This window comes from Methylobacterium fujisawaense (assembly GCF_039619325.1).
Taxonomy (GTDB): Bacteria; Pseudomonadota; Alphaproteobacteria; order Rhizobiales; family Beijerinckiaceae; genus Methylobacterium; species Methylobacterium fujisawaense.
Genome location: NZ_CP155000.1, coordinates 3433302 through 3451270, shown reverse-complemented (window position 1 = coordinate 3451270; position 17969 = coordinate 3433302). Strand labels below are relative to the sequence as shown.

Genomic DNA, 17969 nt, shown 5'->3' with positions numbered 1-17969 from the left:
AGGATTCTTCCGAGTGAATGAGAGGGTGGGGCAGGACCCGGCGGCGGCGGACCCGTCCCGCACCGGCTTCGACGACGCCGCGATCGGCCTCGTCGTGCTGTCGACGGACGAGGCGACGATCGCTGCCGCCAATCGGGCGCTGCACGATCTCCTCGGCTGGCCGCAGGGCACCCTGCCCGGGCGGCCGGCCACCGATCTCCTGACCGAGGGACCGGAGGGGCTCCGGGACGGCCTCCAGTTCTGGCGCCGCTCGGACGGCACCTCCCTCGACGTGCGGGTCCGGCGCGCAGGCCTGACCCTGGTCGTCGAGGCGGTCGACGTGGATGCGGCCGCCCATTCCGAGGCGAACCGGGAGGCGCTGGCGGCCGCCGGGCTCGGGGAATGGCGCTGGGACCGGGCGACGGGCCTTCTCACCCTGTCGCGCCGCGCCGCCCGGATCCTCGGCCGGCCGCCGGGTCGCTCCGTCTCGTGGGAGGCGCTCAAGACCGGCCTGTCGCAGGCGGAACTCACCCGCCTGAGCGCGCTCATCGACGACGCGGCCGGAACCGAAGAGCCCTATCAGTTCGACACGGCCACGACGGTGGCGGGGCGCTCCGTGATCCTGCGGGTGCGGGGACAGGCCGTGCCGGGCCCGGACGGCAGACCGGCCAGTATGGTCGGCGTCATCCAGGACATCACCACACGGGTCGAGGCCCGGGACGAGATCCTGTCCCGCGACCAGCGCCTGCGGGTCGCGACCACGGTCGCCAAGCTCGGGATCTTCGAGTGGCACATGCTCGAGGACCAGGCGATCTGGGAGAACGAGCACATGTACGAGATCTTCGGGCACACGCCCGAGGACGGGACGATCGGCAAGACCGAGTTCCTCAACGACATCCTCCATCCCGAAGACCGTCCCGCGGTCCGCCGGGCGATCTCCAAGGCGCTGCGGGAGGACGGGGATCTCCACATCAGCGGCCGGATCCGGCGCAAGTCCGACGGCGTGTGGCGCACGATCGACATGGCCGGGCGGTTCGAGCGCGACGCCCCCGGCCGCCTGCCGCGCCGCCTGATCGGCGTCGTGGCGGACGTGACCGACCGCCGGGTCGCTGAGGAGCGCCAGAGCCTGCTGATCCGGGAACTGCATCACCGGGTGAAGAACACGCTGGCCACCGTCCAGGCCATCGTCGGCTCCACGGCGCGGACGGCGTCGAGCATCGAGAGCTTCTACGAGGCGTTCGTCGGGCGCATCAAATCCCTGGCGCACACGCACTCGGTCCTCACCGAGGACACGTGGCAGATGGCGTCCCTGGCCAACCTCCTGCGCAACGAGCTGAAGCCCTACGCGGAGGTGGCGCCGGACGGCGGCGCCGAGGGCCGCATCAGCCTCGACGGGCCGGCGATCGACCTGCCCTCCGAGATCGCGGTCCCGATCGGCATGGCGATCCACGAACTGACCACCAACGCCGCGAAGTACGGGGCGCTCTCGAACCGCACCGGGCGGGTGGCGGTGGAATGGTCGCTGGAGCCCGGCGGACCGGCCGGGATCCTGCGGTTCTCCTGGCGTGAGACGGGCGGTCCCCCCGTCTCGCCGCCGAGCCGTCAGGGTTTCGGGTCGCGCCTGCTGCAGCGCGTCCTGATCACCCAGGTCCAGGCCGAGGTGACGACCGACTACGCCCCCGGCGGTTTCGCCCTGACGATGCGGGCGCCGATCCCGCCGCGCAACGACAGCCTCAACCCGCTGGTGTGAGGCCGCGTCCCCGCCGCCGGCTCGGACAGGTCACCGTCCTTGCGGGGGCCGGGGCCATCGAGCAGCGCACCGCGCCCGCAGACGGCGCGCGGCCCTGGGTCGCTGCGCTGCGCGCGCGCGGACGCGGGGGTCAGGCCGCGCCGCGGGTCCCGGCCTCGCCGCCGCCATCCACGAAGGCCTTCAGCTCGTCGAGCGACCCGAAGGTGAAGCGGCCCTGCGGCGTCTCAGCCTCGATCGAGCCGTCCTCGAACATCACGTAGGTGTTGCCGCCCGAGGCGTAGCGCCCCACCACGGTGCGCGTGGCGGGCTTCGGAGCCGGCTCGGGCTCGGGGGGAGTGTCGAGGCTCGGGCGCAGGGCGGGTGTCTCCTCCTGCGGTCCCTCCTGCGGCCCCTTATGGGGCTCCTCCGACCGGGATTCCGGAGGCGGCTCGGGGGCGGCGAACAGGTCGTCGTCGGGCGCGATCGCGGCTTCGGCCTTCGGGGCTTCCGGCGCGGCTGCGCGGATCGGCTCCGCCACGTGGACGGGAGGCGCCACATGCAGCGGCGGCGGCTCGGCCGGAACGGGTCTCTCCACCTCGGCCAAGGAGGGGCCCGCGACGGGCGCGCGGGCCTCGTCGGCCCGAAGTTCCAGGTTCGGCTCGATCCGGGGGCGCTCGGGGTCGAAGGCCGGCTCCACCACCGAGGGCACGATGAAGGCGGGCGCCGCCGGCAGGACCGGCGGCAGCCGGATCCGGCCCTCGTCGGGGGACATCGTCGGTGCGGCGCCCGCGGTGGCCTCCCGCGGGCCGGCCATCGGACCCCGCCCGATCGCCCGTTCGACCCGTCGGAAACCGAGGGTCACCACGCCGAGGCCGAGGAGGACCGCACCCGACGAGGCCGCCACCGACCCCGCGATCACCATCGCGAGCCCGCTCTCCAGACGCACGTACGGGAAGCCCTGGATCACGGCGGCGCAGCCCCCGATGATCATGGCGGCGGCGAGCGCGAACAGCGCAGCGATCATGATACTCTCTAGACACGGGCCGGCTGACGGCCGGCACTCAAGGCGGTCGCACAGTAAGGCCTACCGGTCATATTGCAAAACTCGGAGCTGAGATTGTCCGGGAAAGCGGAATAGTCCGGATCTCACCCGGCAATCCGCCGCGCGGACCGATCCGCCGCCGCGGCTTCGGGATCGACGGAACGTCCCGCGCTGCGGCCGAACGGCGTTGCCGTCCCGCGGTCACCGACTTACCTAGCGGGCTCTCGACTCGGGACCCCCCGCCGGGGACGAGGCCGCCCCCTGCTAAGCGGAGAAAGACGCGATGACCTTCACCCTGCCGGAACTGCCCTACGCCTACGACGCGCTGGGGCCGTACATGTCGAAGGAAACCCTCGAGTTCCACCACGACAAGCACCACAAGGCCTATGTCGACACGGGCAACAAGCTGCTTGAGGGCACGGATCTCCAGGGCAAGAGCGTCGAGGAGATCGTCAAGGCCGCCTACAACACGAATCAGCCGCTCTTCAACAACGCCGGCCAGCACTACAACCACATCCACTTCTGGCAGTGGATGAAGCCGAATGGCGGCGGCGCGATCCCCGGCGCGATCGCCAAGAAGATCGACGAGGATCTCGGCGGCGCCGAGAAGTTCAAGGCGGACTTCATCCAGGCGGGCGTCGGCCAGTTCGGCTCGGGCTGGGCGTGGCTCGCCGTCAAGGACGGCAAGCTCGTGATCATGAAGACCCCGAACGGCGAGAACCCGCTGGTCCACGGCGCCAAGCCGATCCTCGGCGTCGATGTGTGGGAGCACTCCTACTACATCGACTACCGCAACCGCCGGCCCGACTACCTCAAGGCGTTCATCGAGAACCTCGTGAACTGGGAGCACGTCGAGAAGATGTACGCCGAGGCGACCCGCTGAGGCGCATCGCCGGTGCCGCGGACCCTGTGTCCGCGGCACCCTTGAGGTGGCGCACGAAACCGGCTCTTGATGCGCCCGAGGCCGGATGACCCGGTGCAGAAGGGGCCGGCCATTTCCTTTCGATCGACACGCGCGACGCTTCGACCGTGCTCCCGCCCGCCCCCGCTGCGGGGGGAGGGGGTGAGCGAGCGCCCTGCCCGATGATCCGCTCCATCCTGTCCGTCGGCGGCTGGACGCTGGTCTCCCGCGTCACCGGCTTCGCCCGCGACGTGGTGATGGCCGCCGTGATGGGCGCCGGGCCCATGGCCGACGCCTTCGTGGTCGCCTTCCGGCTCCCGAACCACTTCCGCGCGATCTTCGGCGAGGGCGCGTTCAACACCGCCTTCGTGCCGGCCTATGCCGGGCTCGCGGAGGCCGGCGAGCCCGGGGCGGCGCACCGCTTCGCCGACCGCGTCTTCACCCTGATGCTGATCGTGCAGCTCGTGCTGCTCAATCTCGCCCTGCCGGCCATGCCCTGGGTGGTCCACGCCCTGGCGCCGGGCTTTGCCGAGGACGGCGAGCGCTTCCAGCTCGCCGTGGCGCTGACCCGCATCACCTTCCCGTACCTGCTGTTCATGACGCTGGTGACGCTGCTGTCGGGCATCCTGAACGCCCACCGGCACTTCGCGGTGGCGGCGGGCGCCCCGGTCCTGCTCAACCTCGCCATGCTGGCGGCCTTGAGTGTGAGCTTCCTGTTCCCGAACGCCGCCTACGCCGCCGCCTGGGGCGTCGCCGTCTCGGGCGTGCTCCAGTTCGGCCTGCTCTGGTGGGGCTGCCGCCGGGTCCGGGTGATGCCGGACCTCGCCGTCCCGCGCCTCGATCCGGCGCTGAAGCGCTTCTTCACGGTGCTCGGTCCGGCGGTGGTCGGCTCGGCCGGCTTCCAGATCGCGGCCTTCGCCGACACAATCATCGCGAGCTGGCTGCCCACCGGGGCGGTCTCGGCGCTCTACTACGCCGACCGGCTCTACCAGCTGCCCTTCGGCGTCATCGCCATCGCGGCCGGCACCGTCCTGCTGCCGGAGATGAGCCGCCGGATCGCGGCCGGCGACGTGGCCGGGGCCCACGCGGCGCAGAACCGGGCCGCGGGCTTCTCCCTGGCCCTGTCGGCGCCGTTCACCGTGGCCTTCCTGACCATCCCGGGCCTGATCATGGCGGCCCTGTTCCAGCGCGGCGCCTTCAGCGCCGAGGATGCGGCCCGGGCGGCCTCGGTGCTGGCGGCCTACGGGCTGGCGCTGCCGGCGGTGGTGCTGGTGCGCAGCGCCGTGGCGAGCTTCTACGCCCGCCAGGACACCAAGACGCCGCTCTGGGCCTCCCTCACGGCGATCGGCGTCAACGTGGTCCTGAAGCTCTGGCTGACCGGCCCCTACGGCGTCACCGGGCTGGCGCTCGCCACCGCGGTCAGCCAATGGGTGAACCTGCTGCTGCTGCTCGTCCTGGCCAAGCGCCGGAACTGGACGGCGCCGGGGCGCACGCTCGGCCTCACCGTCGCCGGGGTGGCCCTGGCCTGCCTCGGGCTGGCGGCGGTCGCCGTCTTCGGCCAGGGACTCGTCCAGGCGCTGGTGCCGGCCCTCCCGCACGGGCGCGACCTCGTCGTCCTGGCGGTGCTGGGGCTCGTGGGGGCGCTGGTCTATGGCGGCCTGCTGGCGGGCCTTCTGCACCTGTTCGGCCTGCGCCTGCGCCGGGCCTGAGTGACCCGGCCGGGCTCGCCGCAGCGCGGGTTCGGCCCCAGATCGGGCGAGAGCACCGAGTGAGGAACACCATGACCGACGCATCAGGACCCCTCGCGGGCGTGAAGGCCGCGGTGTTCGACGCCTACGGCACCCTGTTCGACGTGAACGCCGCGGTCCAGCGCTACGCCGAGGCGGTGGGGCCGGACGCCGCCCACCTCTCCGAGGTCTGGCGCAACAAGCAGCTCGAATACAGCTGGACCCTGTCGCTGATGGGCCAGTACGCGGCCTTCTGGGACCTCACCGTGCGGGCCCTCGACTACGCCCTGGCGGTCCACCCGCAGGTCGATCCCGGCCTGCGCGAGCGGCTCCTCGACGCCTACCGCGACCTCGATGCCTATCCGGAGGTGCCGGGCGTGCTGGCGGCCCTGCGCAAGCGCGGGATCCGCACGGCGGTGCTCACCAACGGCAACGCCGCCATGGTCGACCGGGCGGTGGCCTCGGCGGGGCTGGCCGACCACCTCGACGCGGTTCTCTCGGTGGACGACGCGCAGGTGTTCAAGACCCATCCCGACGCCTACCGGATCGCCCTGACCCGGCTGGCGGTGGGGCAGGGCGACGTGCTGTTCTGCTCGTCGAACCGCTGGGACGTGGCGGGGGCCGGGGTCTTCGGGTTCCGGACCGCCTGGGTCAACCGCAAGGGCCTGCCCGACGAGTACATGGATTCGGCGCCGACGGTCGTGATCGGGGCCCTCGACGGTCTGCTTTGACATCCGAGCCCGCGGGGGACGCGGTGCACCGGCTGGCCCGCAGCGCGGCCGGGGCGGAATTTTTCGGCCGCGTCTTGGACTAAAGTCGATCTTGCAACGTGGGCGTGTCGCTCTTGGTTTGGGCCTGACTCGGACGCCGGGAAATCGAGCGTCGAGCGGGAGGAAGCGACTGATGAAGCGTATGTTGTTGGCGGCCGCCGCGATCTGCCTCGGGGCGGCGGGGCCGGCCTGGGCCCTGGACGTCACCAAGTCGGTGGATGTGGCCGCGTCGCCCGAAGCCGTGTGGAAGACGATCGGCGGGTTCTGCGGGATCGGCGACTGGCATCCGGTGATCGAGAAATGCGCCCTGTCGAAGAAGGGCGGCAAGGCGGTCCGGACGCTCAGCCTGAAGGGTGGCGGGACGATCGTCGAGGAGGAGGAATCCCGCAACGACACCAAGATGGACTACACCTACACCATCCTGGAAGGTCCGCTGCCCGTCACGGACTATCATTCCACGATCATGGTCGCGAAGGCCGGCAGCGGTTCCAAGGTGACCTGGAAAGGGACGTTCAAGGCCAAGGGCGCTCCCGACGCGAAAGCGGAAGAGGCCATCGCGGGCGTCTATGAGGCCGGCCTGAAGGGCATCGCCGACAAGGCGAAGTAGCCGGCCGGCGGAGGCGAGCCCTGCGCGCCTCCGCCCAGGAACTTCGGACGGGCCGATGCCATATCCGGCACACAATTCAATTGGCCCACTTCGGGGATTCTTAATCCTCCCGGTGTTGGATCGTCCTCAACACGAACGGGAGATCTTTCGCGTGTCCTTGAACGGTTCCTTCACGATGATTCGCGCTGGGGCCGCAGCCCTCGCGGCGACCCTGGTGCTCGGTGCGGTCGCCCCGGCCACCGCCCGCGACCAGACCGGTGCCATCGTCGGCGGCCTCGCGGCCGGCGTCGTCGGCGGCATGGTCGGCAGCGCCCTCGTCAACGGCGCGAACCCGCCGCCCCCGCCGCCCCCGCCGGAGTACCGCCCGCGCCGTGTCGTGGTCGAGGAGCCCGAGACCATCGTGGTGCGCGAGCGCCGCGGCCCGATCTGCCACTACGAGCGCCGCAAGGAATGGCTCGGCGACGGCGAGTTCACCTACCGCCGCGTCGAGGTCTGCGAGTAAGGCATCCGCGCGGTCGCGCGACCGGCGCCGTGTCCCCCGGGGGCGCGGCGCTTTTCATTTCACCACCAGCCAATCCTCGACCACGAGGGCGTCGAGGCCGGTGGTGTAGAACATCAGGATCGCGTCCTCCGCGCCGTGGAGGATCGGCTTGCCCATCACGTTGAAGCTCGTGTTGAGCAGGATCGGCACGCCGGTGATCGCCGCGAAGGCGCCGATCAGGGCCGCGTAGGCCGGGTTCCGCGCCGCCGTGACGCTCTGGAGCCGGCCGGTCCCGTCCGCGTGGACCACGGCCGGAACCCGGGCCCGGACCGCCTCGCGCCAGACCAGGGTGCGCTCCATGTAGGGGCTGTCGGCGTAATCCTCGAACCAGTCCGGCCCGGCCTCGGCCAGGATCGACGGCGCGAACGGCCGGAACGCCTCCCGGTACTTCACCTTGGCGTTGAGGGCGTCCTTGGCGCCCTCCGGCCGCGGATCGGCCAGGATCGACCGGTTGCCGAGCGCCCGGGGCCCGAACTCCGCCCGGCCCTGCACCCAGCCGACGAGGCCGCCCTCGGCGAGGATCCGCGCCGCCGCGCGTGTCGCCTCCGCGTGGCCGACGCGCTTGGCGCGGGGCTCCTGCTCGGCGAGCCGCTCCATTGGGCCGGTCGAGACCCGCGAGCCGAGATAGGGGGTCAGCGGGCGCTGCGCGTGCGGCGGTCCCGCCCAGTCCGGATGGTCCTCCGCGTAGGCGAGCCACGCGGCGCCCACGGCGTTGCCGTCATCCGCCGGGGCGGAGGGCACGTGCAGCCGGGTGAAGCCGGAGCGGCCGAGCACCCGGCCGTTGTAGGAGGAGTTCAGCCCGCAGCCGCCGGCGATCACGAGGTTTTCGGCGGGCGCCAGGGCGTAGGCTTCGGCCACCAGCGCGTCCATGAGGGTGCCGAAAAGATCCTGGCCGCAGCGGGCGAGATCGGCCCAGCCGGTCTCCAGGGCGTCCGCGGGGCGGCGGGCGCGGATCTCCGCGGCCACGGAGCGGATCGTCTCCGCGTCGGCATAGCGCAGGCGGTGGCCCTCGACCGTGCAGAGCCGGCCGAGCAGCGCGGCGAGATCCGGATCGGACCGCCCGTAGGGGGCGAGCCCCATGATCTTCCACTCCTCGCCCTTCACCTGGTCGAAGCCGGCGAGATCCGTGATCAGCCCGTACAGGAACCCCAGCGAGCCGCGCCCGCGATGGCGGCGCAGCTCCGTGATCCGGCCGCCCTCCAGGCGGTGGATCGCCGCCGCGCCGGTCTCGCCCATGCCGTCGACCACCAGGGCCGTGGCGGTGTCGAAGGGGCTGCCCCAGAGGCCGTAGGCGGCGTGGCAGAGGTGGTGCGGGTAGCGCCGCTGCCCGGCGATGGTCGCCCGGGGCGCCGCGCCGGTGATCCGGGCTTCCTGGTTCAGGGCCAGCAGGGTGCCGTGGCCGGCCCGCTCCTGCGCGCCGTGGAGGTCGGCGATGAACACCCGCTCGGCCTGCTCGGGCACGAAGGAGCGGTTGAGCGCCGTGGTGTGGGCGGACAGCGCCATGAGGTCGAAGGCGCCGGTGCCCGCCTGACCACGCAGGAAGTCGGTGAATTGCGGGCCCCAGCTGGAGGCGACGACGAGTTCGGAGCCCGGCGGGACGTGGTCCTTCAGCAGCGACGCCATCACGGCCGGGGCGTCCGGCTCGCAGTTCGGCGCGCGCTTGTACTGCAGGACCCGCTCCGCCGCCTCGGCGAAGAGCAGGGTGCCGTCGGGCCCGACCAGGGCGAGGGCCGGGTCGTGGAAGGTGGTGGCGAGGCCGAGATAGAAGCGCATGCCGACGCGGGGTAGCGCATTTTTCCGCGCAGCGGATCCCGCCTCGTGCGCGGGACGCCGCTATCGCGTGGCGGTCCGCGGCTTGGCCAGCAGCAGAATCGCCGCGCCGGCGAGCCCCGACAGGACCGAGCCCGCGAGCACGCCGAGCTTCACGGCGGTCTCGTGCTCCGGATCCGGGAAGGCGAGGCCGCCGATGAACAGGCTCATGGTGAAGCCGATCCCGCACAGCACCGCGACCCCGTAGACCTGCCCCCAGCCGGCCCCGGCCGGGCGCTTGGCCCATCCCAGCGCCACTGCCAGCCGGAGGCTCGCGAACACGCCGGCCTGCTTGCCGAGGAACAGCCCCGCCGCGATGCCGAGCGTCACCGGCTGGAGCAGGGCCTCGGGGGTGAGGCCCGAGAGGTCCACGCCCGCATTGGCGAAGCCGAAGACCGGCACCACCAAGTAGGTGATCCAGGGGGCGAGGGCGTGCTCCAGCCGGTGCAGGGGCGAGAGCGCATCCTCCGGCCGGCCCGGGCTGACCCGGATCGGGATGGTGAGCGCGAGCAGCACGCCCGCGATCGTCGCGTGGATCCCGGAGCGCAGCACGAGGACCCAGAGCACGAGGCCGAGCAGCCCGTAGGCCGGAAGCCATCCGATCCCCGCCCGGTTGAGGCCGTAGAGGGCGGCCACCACCAGGGCGGCGAGCCCCAGCATGGTGAGGTCGAGGCCGGAGCTGTAGAACAGCGCGATCACCACGACGGCGCCGAGATCGTCGACGATGGCGACCGCGCTGAGGAAGATCTTGAGGGAGACCGGCACCCGCGATCCGAGGAGCGCCAGGACCCCCAGCGCGAAGGCGATGTCGGTGGCCGCCGGGATCGCCCAGCCCCGCAGGGTGCCGGCGCCGAGATTGGCCAGGGCGTAGAAGGCGGCCGGCACCGCCATGCCGCCCAAAGCCGCGCAGCCGGGCAGGATCCGGTCGGGCCAGGTGCGCAGCCGCCCGTCGAGGGCCTCGCGCTTGATCTCCAGCCCGACCAGCAGGAAGAACCCGGCCATCAGGCCGTCGTTGATCCAGTGCTGGGCGCTCATCGGCCCGAGGGCCGCGTGGAGCCCGTGCGCGTAGGTTTCGGCGAACGGCCCGTTGGCGACGACGAGCGCCAGGGCGGCGGCTGCCATCAGGATCAGCCCACCCACCGCCTCGCCGGCGAGCAGCGTGCGGATGATCGAGAGGGGGCGCGGGCCCCGCCTCCGCGGCGCGGTGTGGGGAGATGTCATCGCAGCAGGCCTTGCCGCGCATCCCAGGTGGGCGCAAGGGCGCGACCGTAACCCCTATGGCGCCAACCTCTATGACGTCCGTCCCAGCGCCGCACGGATCAGGGCCAGCCCGTCCGGGCTCGACCACGCGGCCGGTCCCTTCATCACCCCGAGGGTGCAGCCCTGCGCGTCGATCAGCATCGTGGTCGGCAGGCCGGGCGATTGCGTGTCGCGCTGGAGGATCGGAAGCACGCGGCCCCCGGGATCGGCATAGAAGGCGAGGTCGCGGATGCCGGCCTGCTTCAGCCAGGCCGGCGGCGTCTCGAGGTTGCGCGTGTCGACGTTGATAGCGACGACCTGGAAGTCGGGCCCGCCGATCTGCGCCTGGAGCCGGTCGAGGGCCGGCATCTCGGCCTTGCAGGGGGCACACCACGTCGCCCAGAGATTCACGAGGAGCAGCCGGCCCTTGAGGTCGGCGAGGCCGGTCTCGGCGCCGTCCGGCCCCTTGAAGCGGATGTCCGGCGCGGGCCGGGCCTGCGTCAAGGCCTGCATGGCGGCGACCTCGCCCTTCGCGGCGGCGTCGACCCGGGAGAGGGCGGGCTTGGCGGCGGCGCAGGGCTGAAGGGCGCCGCCCATGTTGCCGGGCAGGAGACCGCTCCCGTATAGGGCGAGGCCGAGGACGGCGAGCGCGGCGACGCCCGCGCCGGCCAGGATGGGCGTGCGGCCGGGCATCAGGCTCGGGCCTCGGGACGGTCAGGGCGCGGAAGGATCGACATGAGCAACCGGATGTGGGGCGGCCGCTTCGCGAGCGGCCCGGCGGAGATCATGGAGGAGATCAACGCCTCCATCGGGTTCGACAAGCGCCTCGCGCCCCAGGATATCCGCGGCTCGCTGGCGCATGTGGCGATGCTGGGCCAAGCCGGCATCCTGCCGGCGGAGGATGTGGCCGCGATCGAGGCCGGGCTCAAGTCCGTGCGCGACGAGATCGAGGCCGGCACCTTCACGTTCAAGCGCGAGCTCGAGGACATCCACATGTCCGTGGAGAGCCGCCTGACCGAGATCGTCGGGCCGGCCGCCGGCCGCCTGCACACGGCGCGCTCGCGCAACGACCAGGTCGCCACCGACATGAAGCTCTGGGTGCGCGACACCCTGGATTCGCTCGACCAGCAGGCCGCCGACCTGCAGCGCGCCCTCAGCCAGACGGCGCTGCAGCACGCCGGCACGGTGATGCCGGGCTTCACCCATCTCCAGTCGGCGCAGCCGGTGACCTTCGGCCACCATTGCCTCGCCTATGTCGAGATGCTGGCCCGGGACCGGGGCCGGTTCCGCGACGCCCGGGCGCGCCTCAACGAGTGCCCGCTGGGCGCCGCGGCGCTCGCCGGCACCTCCTTCCCGATCGACCGGCACGCCACCGCGGCGGCCCTCGGCTTCGACCGGCCGACCGCCAATTCCCTCGACTCGGTGGCCGACCGCGACTTCGCCCTGGAGGCGCTGGCGGCGGCCTCGATCTGCGCGGTGCACCTGTCGCGCTTCGCCGAGGAGCTGGTGGTCTGGACTTCGGCCCAGTTCAACTTCGTGCGCCTGTCGGACGGCTACACCACCGGCTCGTCGATCATGCCGCAGAAGCGCAACCCCGACGCCGCGGAGCTGGTGCGGGCCAAGAGCGGCCGGATCATCGGCGCGCTGACCGGCCTACTCATCGTCATGAAGGGCCTGCCGCTCGCCTATTCGAAGGACATGCAGGAGGACAAGGAGGGGACGTTCGACGCCCTCCAGGCCCTGTCGCTGTGCCTCGCCGCCATGACCGGCATGGTGAAGGATCTGGAGCCCAACGCCGAGGTGCTCAGCCAAGCCGCCGGCTCCGGCTACGCCACCGCCACCGACCTCGCCGACTGGCTGGTGCGCGAGCTCGGCCTGCCGTTCCGGCAGGCCCACCACGTCACCGGCCGTCTCGTCGGCGTCGCCTCCGCCAAGGGCGTCGGGCTGGAGGCGCTGTCGCTGCCCGAGATGCAGGAGGCAGAGCCGCGGATCACCGATGCGGTCTACGCGGTGCTCGGCGTCGCGAACTCGGTGGCGAGCCGCACCAGCTACGGCGGCACCGCGCCCGACAACGTCCGGCAACAGGCGCAGGCCTGGATCGAGCGGCTGGGCTGAGCCGGCGCGCCCCCGCGGGCCTCCGCCGCTCCTCGGTGCTCCTTGGCAGTGGAGCCCGGCGGATGTCAGAGTGGGTTCATGACCTTGTCGATTCACGGCGGAGGGGCCGCGTTGCGCGGGCGAATTCGGAACCCGGCCTGATCCGTCAGGCCGGGCCGACCCGCCCGTGAGCGCCCCGCGGCCGTCGCGCCGCATCCAAGGTCCCCGCCATGCCCACCCACGTCCCGACTCTGCACCTCGTGTGCGGCAAGATCGCCGCCGGCAAATCGACGCTGACCGACCGCCTGGGGCAGCAGCCCGGCACGGTCGTGGTCGCGGAGGATCACTGGCTCGCCCGGCTCTATCCCGGTGAGCAAACCTCCCTGGCCGACTACGCGCGCAACGCGGCGCGCCTGCGCGACGCGATGGCGCCGCACCTCGTGGCGCTGCTGCGACTCGGCCTCTCGGTCGTGCTGGACTTCCCGGCTAACACCGTCGCCAGCCGGGCCTGGATGCGGACCCTGTTCGAGGCGGCCGGCGTCGCCCACCAACTCCACGTCCTCGACGTGCCCGACGCGGTCTGCAAGGCCCGCCTCCGCCTCCGAAACGCCGAGGGTGCCCATCCCTTCACGGTGACGGATGCCGAGTTCGACCTGTTCAGCCGCTACTTCGTGCCGCCGGACCCGGAGGAAGGCTTTACCCTCGTCGTTCACCGGGCGTAGCGCGGGCCGGGGGGCGTTTCGCTCCGCCGACAGGGCGGCGCCCCGACCGCCTCGGGCCCGATGACGGGCGCCCGGTCATCCACAGCGCCCATTAAAATTGTGCATTGCAACCCTCGGCCCGTCCGTGCGTTCAGCGTCTGGATAAGTCCGCTCAGTTACAAGCTTCGCCGTTCGGATCGGAGTTCGCAGGATGCCTGTCGAGAGTTGGCTTAACCCGGAGGACGTGCCGGATTTCGCGGCGCATGCCACGGCGATGATCGACGCCGCGTTGACCGGGTCGGGCCTGACGCGCGAATCCTACTGGGCCGCGGTCCGCAAGGGCTACAACACGCCCTACAACGATCCGCCCCGCAAGCGCGCCGCGCCGGCCCAGCCGGACGCGATCGCGGTCCCGGCCGGCCAGGCGGTCGAGCCGCTGCCGGTTCCGGCCGGACTGATCGCAGCCCGGGCGACGGAAGCCCGCGCGGTCTGATGTTCGAGAGATCCGGCCTCGCCATCTTGCCGACGTTTTACGCAAGCTTCACTAATCCCGATCCCCGGTCCGGCTCCTGACGGAGCCGCCCGTCGTCAGGAAGTGAAGATGGTCCGCGTTTCCCGCTCGCTCCCGGTCGGAGCTCTCGCCCTGCTCGCATCCGGGCTGGCCACCGGTTTGCTCGGCGGGGTCGGCCTGTCGGCGACGACGGCCCATGCCCAGGAGGTGGCGCAGGCCCCGGATGCCGGGGGCGGCGACGCGGCCCCGAGCCGCCGGGGGCGGCGGCATGGGCGCGAGCGGACCAAGCGCGCGGAGAAGGCGGCGACGCCGCCCGGCATGCAGCAGGCCACGCCGGTGGCGATCTTCGGCGACTGGAACGTGTTCGTGAACGGCGACGGCCGCAACAAGCTCTGCTACGCCATCGCGCAACCGCAGACGCGCTCGCCCAAGACCCTGAAGCGCGACACCGCCTATCTGTTCGTGAGCGTGCGCAAGGGCGAGAATGTCCAGAACGAGGTGGCGGTGATGCTGGGCTTCCCGTCGAAGCCCGCGGCCTCCCAGATCAAGCCCGGCTCCGCGGCCGCGCCCACCGATCCGAGCCTCAACCTCGGCGCCAGCCGCTACGGCCTCGTGGTGAAGGACGGCAATGCCTGGCTGCAGAACCCCGCCGAGGAGGCGCGGGTCGTCTCGGAGATGAGCGCCCGCAACCCCAAGCTCGTGATCAAGACCACCTCGCTGCGCGGGAACCCGACGAGCGACGAATACGCCCTCGGCGGGTTCGCGGAGGCCCTGAAGCGCACCCGCGACGAGTGCGGCCGGTAGCGCGCGGGTCAGGCCCGGCGCAGCGCGGGGCGATGCGCCCGCGCGGCCGGCCGGGTCGGGGCAGGCATGCGCGCGCGAGCCGCCCGGGCCGCCTGCTCGGCCGTGCGGAACACGGCGCCGTCGAGACCGTCGAACGCGCGCGCCGATGAGAAGAACCGGACGCCGCGCCCCTCGGGCACGGCGATCCCGGCGGTGACCTCACCGATCTCGATCACCCGGGCCGGTTCGGCAGGCCCGATGGCCGGGTCTGCGAAATCGGGACGGTCTTCGGGCTGGAACTCTGCGAGACTGTGCATCGGACTGGGAACTCCCTGGGCCGGCATATCGCCGTGCCGGATCGCGTGGGCCGCTGCGGACGGTCGACGGGGCTAGCGTCGACAGCGCCGACGGGCGGCGGGGCAGCAGGGCGCGTTCAGGAGCGGGTGTCGAAGGGACGGTGTTCGCAGGACCATCGGATGTCCTCCAGACTGAAGGACCGCGCGGCACGGGGCCGTCGCAGTGCTTTAGCGTTTGATCACGCGGCGCAAGCTACGCTTCTCAAATCACCGCGGCCGGGCCGGCGGAGCGCCCGGGCGTTCAGCCCGGCCGGCACCCTGAAAATGGTCGTGGCGCCGCGCACCGTCAACGGAACGGACTTCCGATTTTCGGTGCCCGCCTGGCAGGAATCCGGTGCCGGCCGCGCTCGGGGGAGGCGGGATCGTTCAGGCGGCGGCGATCACCGCGGCGAGGTCGGAGAAGTCCGAGAAGATCCGGGTCGCGCCGGCCTCCGCGAGGCCGGTGCCCGCCGGGTCGTGCCCCCAATGGCCGCCCCCGGTGAAGCCCGCCACCCGCATGCCGGCGCTCCGGGCCGCCGTGACGCCGGGCACGCTGTCCTCGATCACCAGGCAGGCGGCCGGAGCGGCGCCCATGCGCGCGGCGGCGAACAGGAACAGGTCGGGGAACGGCTTGCCCCGTGCCACCTGGGCCGAGGAGAAGACGTGGTCGCCGAACAGCGGCAGCAGCCCCGTCAGGGTCAGGGAATGGCGCAGCCGCACCGGGTCGCTGCTCGACGCGACGCAGACCGGCAGGCCCACGGCGGCGACCGCCTCGGCGACGCCGCGCATCGCCCGCAGCTCCGCGTCGAACAGCGCCAGGGTCTCGGCCTTCACCGCCTCGACGAAGCCGGCGGGAGCGGCGACCCCGTAGTCGCTGGCGATATGGGCCATGATCGAGGGCATCGCGGTGCCGGTGAAGCGGGCCCGCACGGTGGCGAAGTCGATATCGACGCCGATCCGGTTCAGTCCGGCCGTCAGGCAGGCGAGGCTCAGGGGCTCGCTGTCCACCAGAACGCCATCGCAATCGAAGATCACGAGGCCGAGATTCGTCGCGCGCGCGTTCAAGGTCGACCGCTCTCCCGCGGCCCGCCGCCGCGGGGCGAGCCTGTGGCACGGGCCCGGCGACCCGGCAACCGCTCGGATCGACGCTCGCCCGGGACGCGCCGCAGACGCGCCGCAGGCGCTTGCACCTTGCGGTCCGGACCCATACTCCCGGGGCGGGCGCCCTCGGGCGCGCCGGCGAAAGCCCAAACGGTCCGTAAGGCAAGGCTCAGAAGGCCCCGCGATGTTCCGCTTCCTGGCCCGCGTCCTGGGCTTCCTGCTGATGGCCGGCGGCTTCGTCGCGCTGATCTATGACGGCGCCCGTTCCATCGCCAACAACGGCCTGCGGGTGACGCCCCTCTCCGACGTGATCGCCACTCTGTTCAAGGACAAGGCCAGCGCCCTGCAGGGCAGCGTGGAGGGGGCGGCGCCCTGGCTCTGGCACATCCTGGGCCTGCCGCTCACCCTGGCGCCGGCCTCCCTGATCGGCCTGGGGCTCGGCGCGGTGCTGCTCTGGCTCGGCCAGCCGGGCCGCGAGCCGATTGGCTTCCTGACGAAGCCCTGACGAAGTAATGATGAAGCCCTGACGCTCGGGCGCGGCCTAACGGCCCGCGAGCCGGGCCTCGGCCTCCGCCAGCGCCCCCTTCAGCCGTTCGACCTCGGCGGTCAGCGCGTAGCGCTCGCTGACGTCGAACTGCGAGGCGAAGAAGTAGACGACCCGGTCCGCCTCATCCCGCACCGGCCCGACATAGAGGGCGTTCTGGAAGGTCGAGCCGTCCTTGCGATAGTTGAGGAGGTCGACCCGGATGTCCTCCTCCCGCCGGATGGCCTCGCGCAGGCGATCGACGGCCTCCGCCTCTGTGTCGGGACCCTGCAGGAAGCGGCAGTTGCGGCCGATCACCTCCATCCGGGTATAGCCGGTCAGCGTCAGGAAGGCGTCGTTCACGAAGACGATCGGGTTGTCGTGCTGGGCCGGATCCGTGATGATCATCGGCATCCGCGTCGCGCGCACGGCTGCGGCGAACGGATCCCCCCGCTGCGACCCCACCTTCACATTGTCCGGCACGTGGCTCGTGGCAGTCCCGCCCGTCTCCATGCGGATCAGCCCTTCCCAACGCCGCTCGGAGCGGCCATTCGATCGGTGTCTCTCGGGGGTACAAGCCGGAATTCGCGCCCGAGGTCCAGTCTCGCGTCAAGGTTTCGCGTCGCCGGGCCGCCGAACGCTTTTCCGGCCGCCTCCGCCTCCCCATATCGGCGGGAGTTCGACACCGGAAGGCAAGCCGATGTTTTCGTTCCGCAAGCGTCCCGAAATGCCGGCCCCGGCCGACGCCCTGCCGGGCCGCCCCACGCCGGTCCCGACAGCCGAGACGCATTTCGTCAACGGCAACCCGCTCAAGGGGCCGTATCCGCCGGGCATCGAGACGATCGTGCTGGGGCTCGGATGCTTCTGGGGCGCCGAGCGGCGGTTCTGGCAACTGCCCGAGGGCGTGTTCGTGACGGCGGTCGGCTATGCCGGCGGCTACACGCCGAACCCCACCTACGAGGAAGTCTGCACCGGCCAGACCGGCCACAACGAGGTCGTGCTGGTGGCCTTCGATCCGGCGGTGCTGTCCCGGGAGGCGGTGCTGCGGACCTTCTTCGAGAGCCACGACCCGACGCAGGGCATGCGCCAGGGCAACGATGTCGGCACGCAGTACCGCTCCGGCATCTACACCGTCGGCCCCGACCAGGAGACCACGGCCCGGGCCGTGCGCGACGCCTACGCCGAGGCGCTCCGGACGCGCGGCTTCCCCGACGTCACCACCGAGATCAAGCCGCTGGAGCGGTTCTATTTCGCGGAGGCCTATCATCAGCAGTACCTCGCCAAGAACCCGGCGGGCTATTGCGGCCTGGGCGGCACCGGCGTCAGCTGCCCGGTGGGAACCGGCGTCGCCGCCTGAGCCTCACGGGCTCCGTCCGTCGGGCCGCGTCTGCGGGCCCGGCAACGGGGCGGCGCTGCCGTGCGGCGGCGGCGTGCTGTTCGGGCTGCGGAGCACGATCAGCACGCTGCCCAGCACCGAGAGGGCGACGGCGGTCGCGAAGAGGATGAAGAGCCAGCGGGGCATCCGCAGGCGTTAGCACATCGCGTCCGGCGCGCCGAGCGACCAGTCTCGCCGGGCG

20 protein-coding genes are annotated in these 17969 nt (G+C 72.0%); 12 read left to right on the top strand and 8 right to left on the bottom strand.

The window, feature by feature from the left end:
- Positions 1 to 13: 13 nt before the first annotated feature.
- Positions 14 to 1729, top strand: coding sequence for a sensor histidine kinase (locus tag ABC766_RS16420; RefSeq protein WP_342145405.1), 1716 nt, complete (start codon positions 14 to 16; stop codon positions 1727 to 1729).
- 130 nt (positions 1730 to 1859) lie between these two features.
- Here ABC766_RS16420 and ABC766_RS16415 read toward each other — a convergent pair whose 3' ends face one another.
- The gene (locus tag ABC766_RS16415; protein WP_345819026.1) at positions 1860 to 2732 is read right to left on the bottom strand and encodes a hypothetical protein; all 873 of its coding nucleotides are present in this window, start codon (positions 2730 to 2732) and stop codon (positions 1860 to 1862) included.
- A 301-nt stretch (positions 2733 to 3033) separates the two neighbouring features.
- Here ABC766_RS16415 and ABC766_RS16410 point away from each other — a divergent pair, with 301 nt between their 5' ends.
- From ABC766_RS16410 to ABC766_RS16390, 5 genes are all read left to right on the top strand, one after another.
- Positions 3034 to 3633, top strand: a complete 600-nt coding sequence (locus tag ABC766_RS16410) for a superoxide dismutase (protein WP_342145407.1) — start codon at positions 3034 to 3036, stop codon at positions 3631 to 3633.
- A gap of 200 nt (positions 3634 to 3833) precedes the next feature.
- On the top strand, positions 3834 to 5360 hold the full coding sequence (murJ, locus tag ABC766_RS16405; RefSeq protein WP_179697490.1) for a murein biosynthesis integral membrane protein MurJ: 1527 nt from the start codon (positions 3834 to 3836) through the stop codon (positions 5358 to 5360).
- A 71-nt stretch (positions 5361 to 5431) separates the two neighbouring features.
- On the top strand, positions 5432 to 6109 hold the full coding sequence (locus ABC766_RS16400) for a haloacid dehalogenase type II (protein ID WP_075381084.1): 678 nt from the start codon (positions 5432 to 5434) through the stop codon (positions 6107 to 6109).
- Positions 6110 to 6281: 172 nt separating this feature from the next.
- Positions 6282 to 6755 (top strand): SRPBCC family protein, encoded by a 474-nt coding sequence (locus ABC766_RS16395; RefSeq protein WP_043379349.1) that lies wholly within the window; start codon positions 6282 to 6284, stop codon positions 6753 to 6755.
- Positions 6756 to 6930: 175 nt separating this feature from the next.
- Positions 6931 to 7257, top strand: a complete 327-nt coding sequence (locus ABC766_RS16390) for a hypothetical protein (RefSeq protein WP_043351105.1) — start codon at positions 6931 to 6933, stop codon at positions 7255 to 7257.
- Positions 7258 to 7311: 54 nt separating this feature from the next.
- On the opposite strand, the gene ABC766_RS16385 is transcribed toward ABC766_RS16390, so the two are convergent.
- From ABC766_RS16385 to tlpA, 3 genes are all read right to left on the bottom strand, one after another.
- Positions 7312 to 9069, bottom strand: a complete 1758-nt coding sequence (locus ABC766_RS16385; RefSeq protein WP_043379345.1) for a carbamoyltransferase family protein — start codon at positions 9067 to 9069, stop codon at positions 7312 to 7314.
- A gap of 60 nt (positions 9070 to 9129) precedes the next feature.
- Positions 9130 to 10326: a Na+/H+ antiporter NhaA gene (gene nhaA / locus ABC766_RS16380; protein WP_342144181.1), complete on the bottom strand. Its 1197-nt coding sequence runs from the start codon at positions 10324 to 10326 to the stop codon at positions 9130 to 9132.
- A 69-nt stretch (positions 10327 to 10395) separates the two neighbouring features.
- Entirely contained in the window at positions 10396 to 11037 is a 642-nt protein-coding gene (gene tlpA, locus ABC766_RS16375; RefSeq protein ID WP_287090941.1) for a thiol:disulfide interchange protein TlpA, read from the bottom strand.
- Positions 11038 to 11079: 42 nt separating this feature from the next.
- On the opposite strand from tlpA, the gene argH reads away from it, so the two are divergent.
- The 4 genes from argH to ABC766_RS16355 all read left to right on the top strand — a co-directional run bounded on the left by argH (position 11080) and on the right by ABC766_RS16355 (position 14454).
- Positions 11080 to 12459 carry an argininosuccinate lyase gene (argH, locus tag ABC766_RS16370; protein ID WP_274926507.1) on the top strand — a complete coding sequence of 460 codons (1380 nt, stop codon included), beginning with the start codon at positions 11080 to 11082 and terminating at the stop codon, positions 12457 to 12459.
- Positions 12460 to 12668: 209 nt separating this feature from the next.
- Positions 12669 to 13160 carry an AAA family ATPase gene (locus tag ABC766_RS16365; protein WP_043351093.1) on the top strand — a complete coding sequence of 164 codons (492 nt, stop codon included), beginning with the start codon at positions 12669 to 12671 and terminating at the stop codon, positions 13158 to 13160.
- A gap of 190 nt (positions 13161 to 13350) precedes the next feature.
- A complete protein-coding gene (locus ABC766_RS16360) occupies positions 13351 to 13632 on the top strand; it encodes a hypothetical protein (protein WP_043379336.1) in 282 nt (93 codons plus the stop codon).
- A gap of 108 nt (positions 13633 to 13740) precedes the next feature.
- Positions 13741 to 14454 carry an invasion associated locus b family protein gene (locus tag ABC766_RS16355; protein ID WP_342144179.1) on the top strand — a complete coding sequence of 238 codons (714 nt, stop codon included), beginning with the start codon at positions 13741 to 13743 and terminating at the stop codon, positions 14452 to 14454.
- Between the two features lie 8 nt (positions 14455 to 14462).
- Here the strand turns inward: ABC766_RS16355 and ABC766_RS16350 are convergent, their stop codons facing one another.
- Positions 14463 to 14750, bottom strand: coding sequence for a hypothetical protein (locus ABC766_RS16350; protein ID WP_342144178.1), 288 nt, complete (start codon positions 14748 to 14750; stop codon positions 14463 to 14465).
- Between the two features lie 405 nt (positions 14751 to 15155).
- Positions 15156 to 15833 carry an HAD family hydrolase gene (locus ABC766_RS16345; RefSeq protein WP_111473528.1) on the bottom strand — a complete coding sequence of 226 codons (678 nt, stop codon included), beginning with the start codon at positions 15831 to 15833 and terminating at the stop codon, positions 15156 to 15158.
- A gap of 220 nt (positions 15834 to 16053) precedes the next feature.
- On the opposite strand from ABC766_RS16345, the gene ABC766_RS16340 reads away from it, so the two are divergent.
- Positions 16054 to 16374, top strand: coding sequence for a hypothetical protein (locus ABC766_RS16340; RefSeq protein ID WP_043351099.1), 321 nt, complete (start codon positions 16054 to 16056; stop codon positions 16372 to 16374).
- A gap of 36 nt (positions 16375 to 16410) precedes the next feature.
- Here ABC766_RS16340 and ABC766_RS16335 read toward each other — a convergent pair whose 3' ends face one another.
- The gene (locus tag ABC766_RS16335) at positions 16411 to 16875 is read right to left on the bottom strand and encodes a PAS domain-containing protein (RefSeq protein ID WP_345819003.1); all 465 of its coding nucleotides are present in this window, start codon (positions 16873 to 16875) and stop codon (positions 16411 to 16413) included.
- Positions 16876 to 17092: 217 nt separating this feature from the next.
- Between ABC766_RS16335 and msrA the strand changes: the two genes are divergently transcribed.
- Positions 17093 to 17749 carry a peptide-methionine (S)-S-oxide reductase MsrA gene (gene msrA / locus ABC766_RS16330; RefSeq protein WP_342144173.1) on the top strand — a complete coding sequence of 219 codons (657 nt, stop codon included), beginning with the start codon at positions 17093 to 17095 and terminating at the stop codon, positions 17747 to 17749.
- Positions 17750 to 17752: 3 nt separating this feature from the next.
- On the opposite strand, the gene ABC766_RS16325 is transcribed toward msrA, so the two are convergent.
- The gene (locus ABC766_RS16325) at positions 17753 to 17914 is read right to left on the bottom strand and encodes a hypothetical protein (protein WP_164706358.1); all 162 of its coding nucleotides are present in this window, start codon (positions 17912 to 17914) and stop codon (positions 17753 to 17755) included.
- Positions 17915 to 17969: the final 55 nt, after the last annotated feature.

What these genes read in the sequence shown, in the direction of transcription:
- ABC766_RS16415 (WP_345819026.1), bottom strand. Translation starts at nt 2,732, where the DNA reads ATGATCGCTGCGCTGTTCGCGCTCGCCGCCGCCATGATCATCGGGGGC.
- ABC766_RS16410 (WP_342145407.1), top strand. Translation starts at nt 3,034, where the DNA reads ATGACCTTCACCCTGCCGGAACTGCCCTACGCCTACGACGCGCTGGGG.
- murJ (WP_179697490.1), top strand. Translation starts at nt 3,834, where the DNA reads ATGATCCGCTCCATCCTGTCCGTCGGCGGCTGGACGCTGGTCTCCCGC.
- ABC766_RS16400 (WP_075381084.1), top strand. Translation starts at nt 5,432, where the DNA reads ATGACCGACGCATCAGGACCCCTCGCGGGCGTGAAGGCCGCGGTGTTC.
- ABC766_RS16395 (WP_043379349.1), top strand. Translation starts at nt 6,282, where the DNA reads ATGAAGCGTATGTTGTTGGCGGCCGCCGCGATCTGCCTCGGGGCGGCG.
- ABC766_RS16390 (WP_043351105.1), top strand. Translation starts at nt 6,931, where the DNA reads ATGATTCGCGCTGGGGCCGCAGCCCTCGCGGCGACCCTGGTGCTCGGT.
- ABC766_RS16385 (WP_043379345.1), bottom strand. Translation starts at nt 9,069, where the DNA reads ATGCGCTTCTATCTCGGCCTCGCCACCACCTTCCACGACCCGGCCCTC.
- nhaA (WP_342144181.1), bottom strand. Translation starts at nt 10,326, where the DNA reads ATGACATCTCCCCACACCGCGCCGCGGAGGCGGGGCCCGCGCCCCCTC.
- tlpA (WP_287090941.1), bottom strand. Translation starts at nt 11,037, where the DNA reads ATGCCCGGCCGCACGCCCATCCTGGCCGGCGCGGGCGTCGCCGCGCTC.
- argH (WP_274926507.1), top strand. Translation starts at nt 11,080, where the DNA reads ATGAGCAACCGGATGTGGGGCGGCCGCTTCGCGAGCGGCCCGGCGGAG.
- ABC766_RS16365 (WP_043351093.1), top strand. Translation starts at nt 12,669, where the DNA reads ATGCCCACCCACGTCCCGACTCTGCACCTCGTGTGCGGCAAGATCGCC.
- ABC766_RS16360 (WP_043379336.1), top strand. Translation starts at nt 13,351, where the DNA reads ATGCCTGTCGAGAGTTGGCTTAACCCGGAGGACGTGCCGGATTTCGCG.
- ABC766_RS16355 (WP_342144179.1), top strand. Translation starts at nt 13,741, where the DNA reads ATGGTCCGCGTTTCCCGCTCGCTCCCGGTCGGAGCTCTCGCCCTGCTC.
- ABC766_RS16350 (WP_342144178.1), bottom strand. Translation starts at nt 14,750, where the DNA reads ATGCACAGTCTCGCAGAGTTCCAGCCCGAAGACCGTCCCGATTTCGCA.
- ABC766_RS16340 (WP_043351099.1), top strand. Translation starts at nt 16,054, where the DNA reads ATGTTCCGCTTCCTGGCCCGCGTCCTGGGCTTCCTGCTGATGGCCGGC.
- msrA (WP_342144173.1), top strand. Translation starts at nt 17,093, where the DNA reads ATGTTTTCGTTCCGCAAGCGTCCCGAAATGCCGGCCCCGGCCGACGCC.
- ABC766_RS16325 (WP_164706358.1), bottom strand. Translation starts at nt 17,914, where the DNA reads ATGCCCCGCTGGCTCTTCATCCTCTTCGCGACCGCCGTCGCCCTCTCG.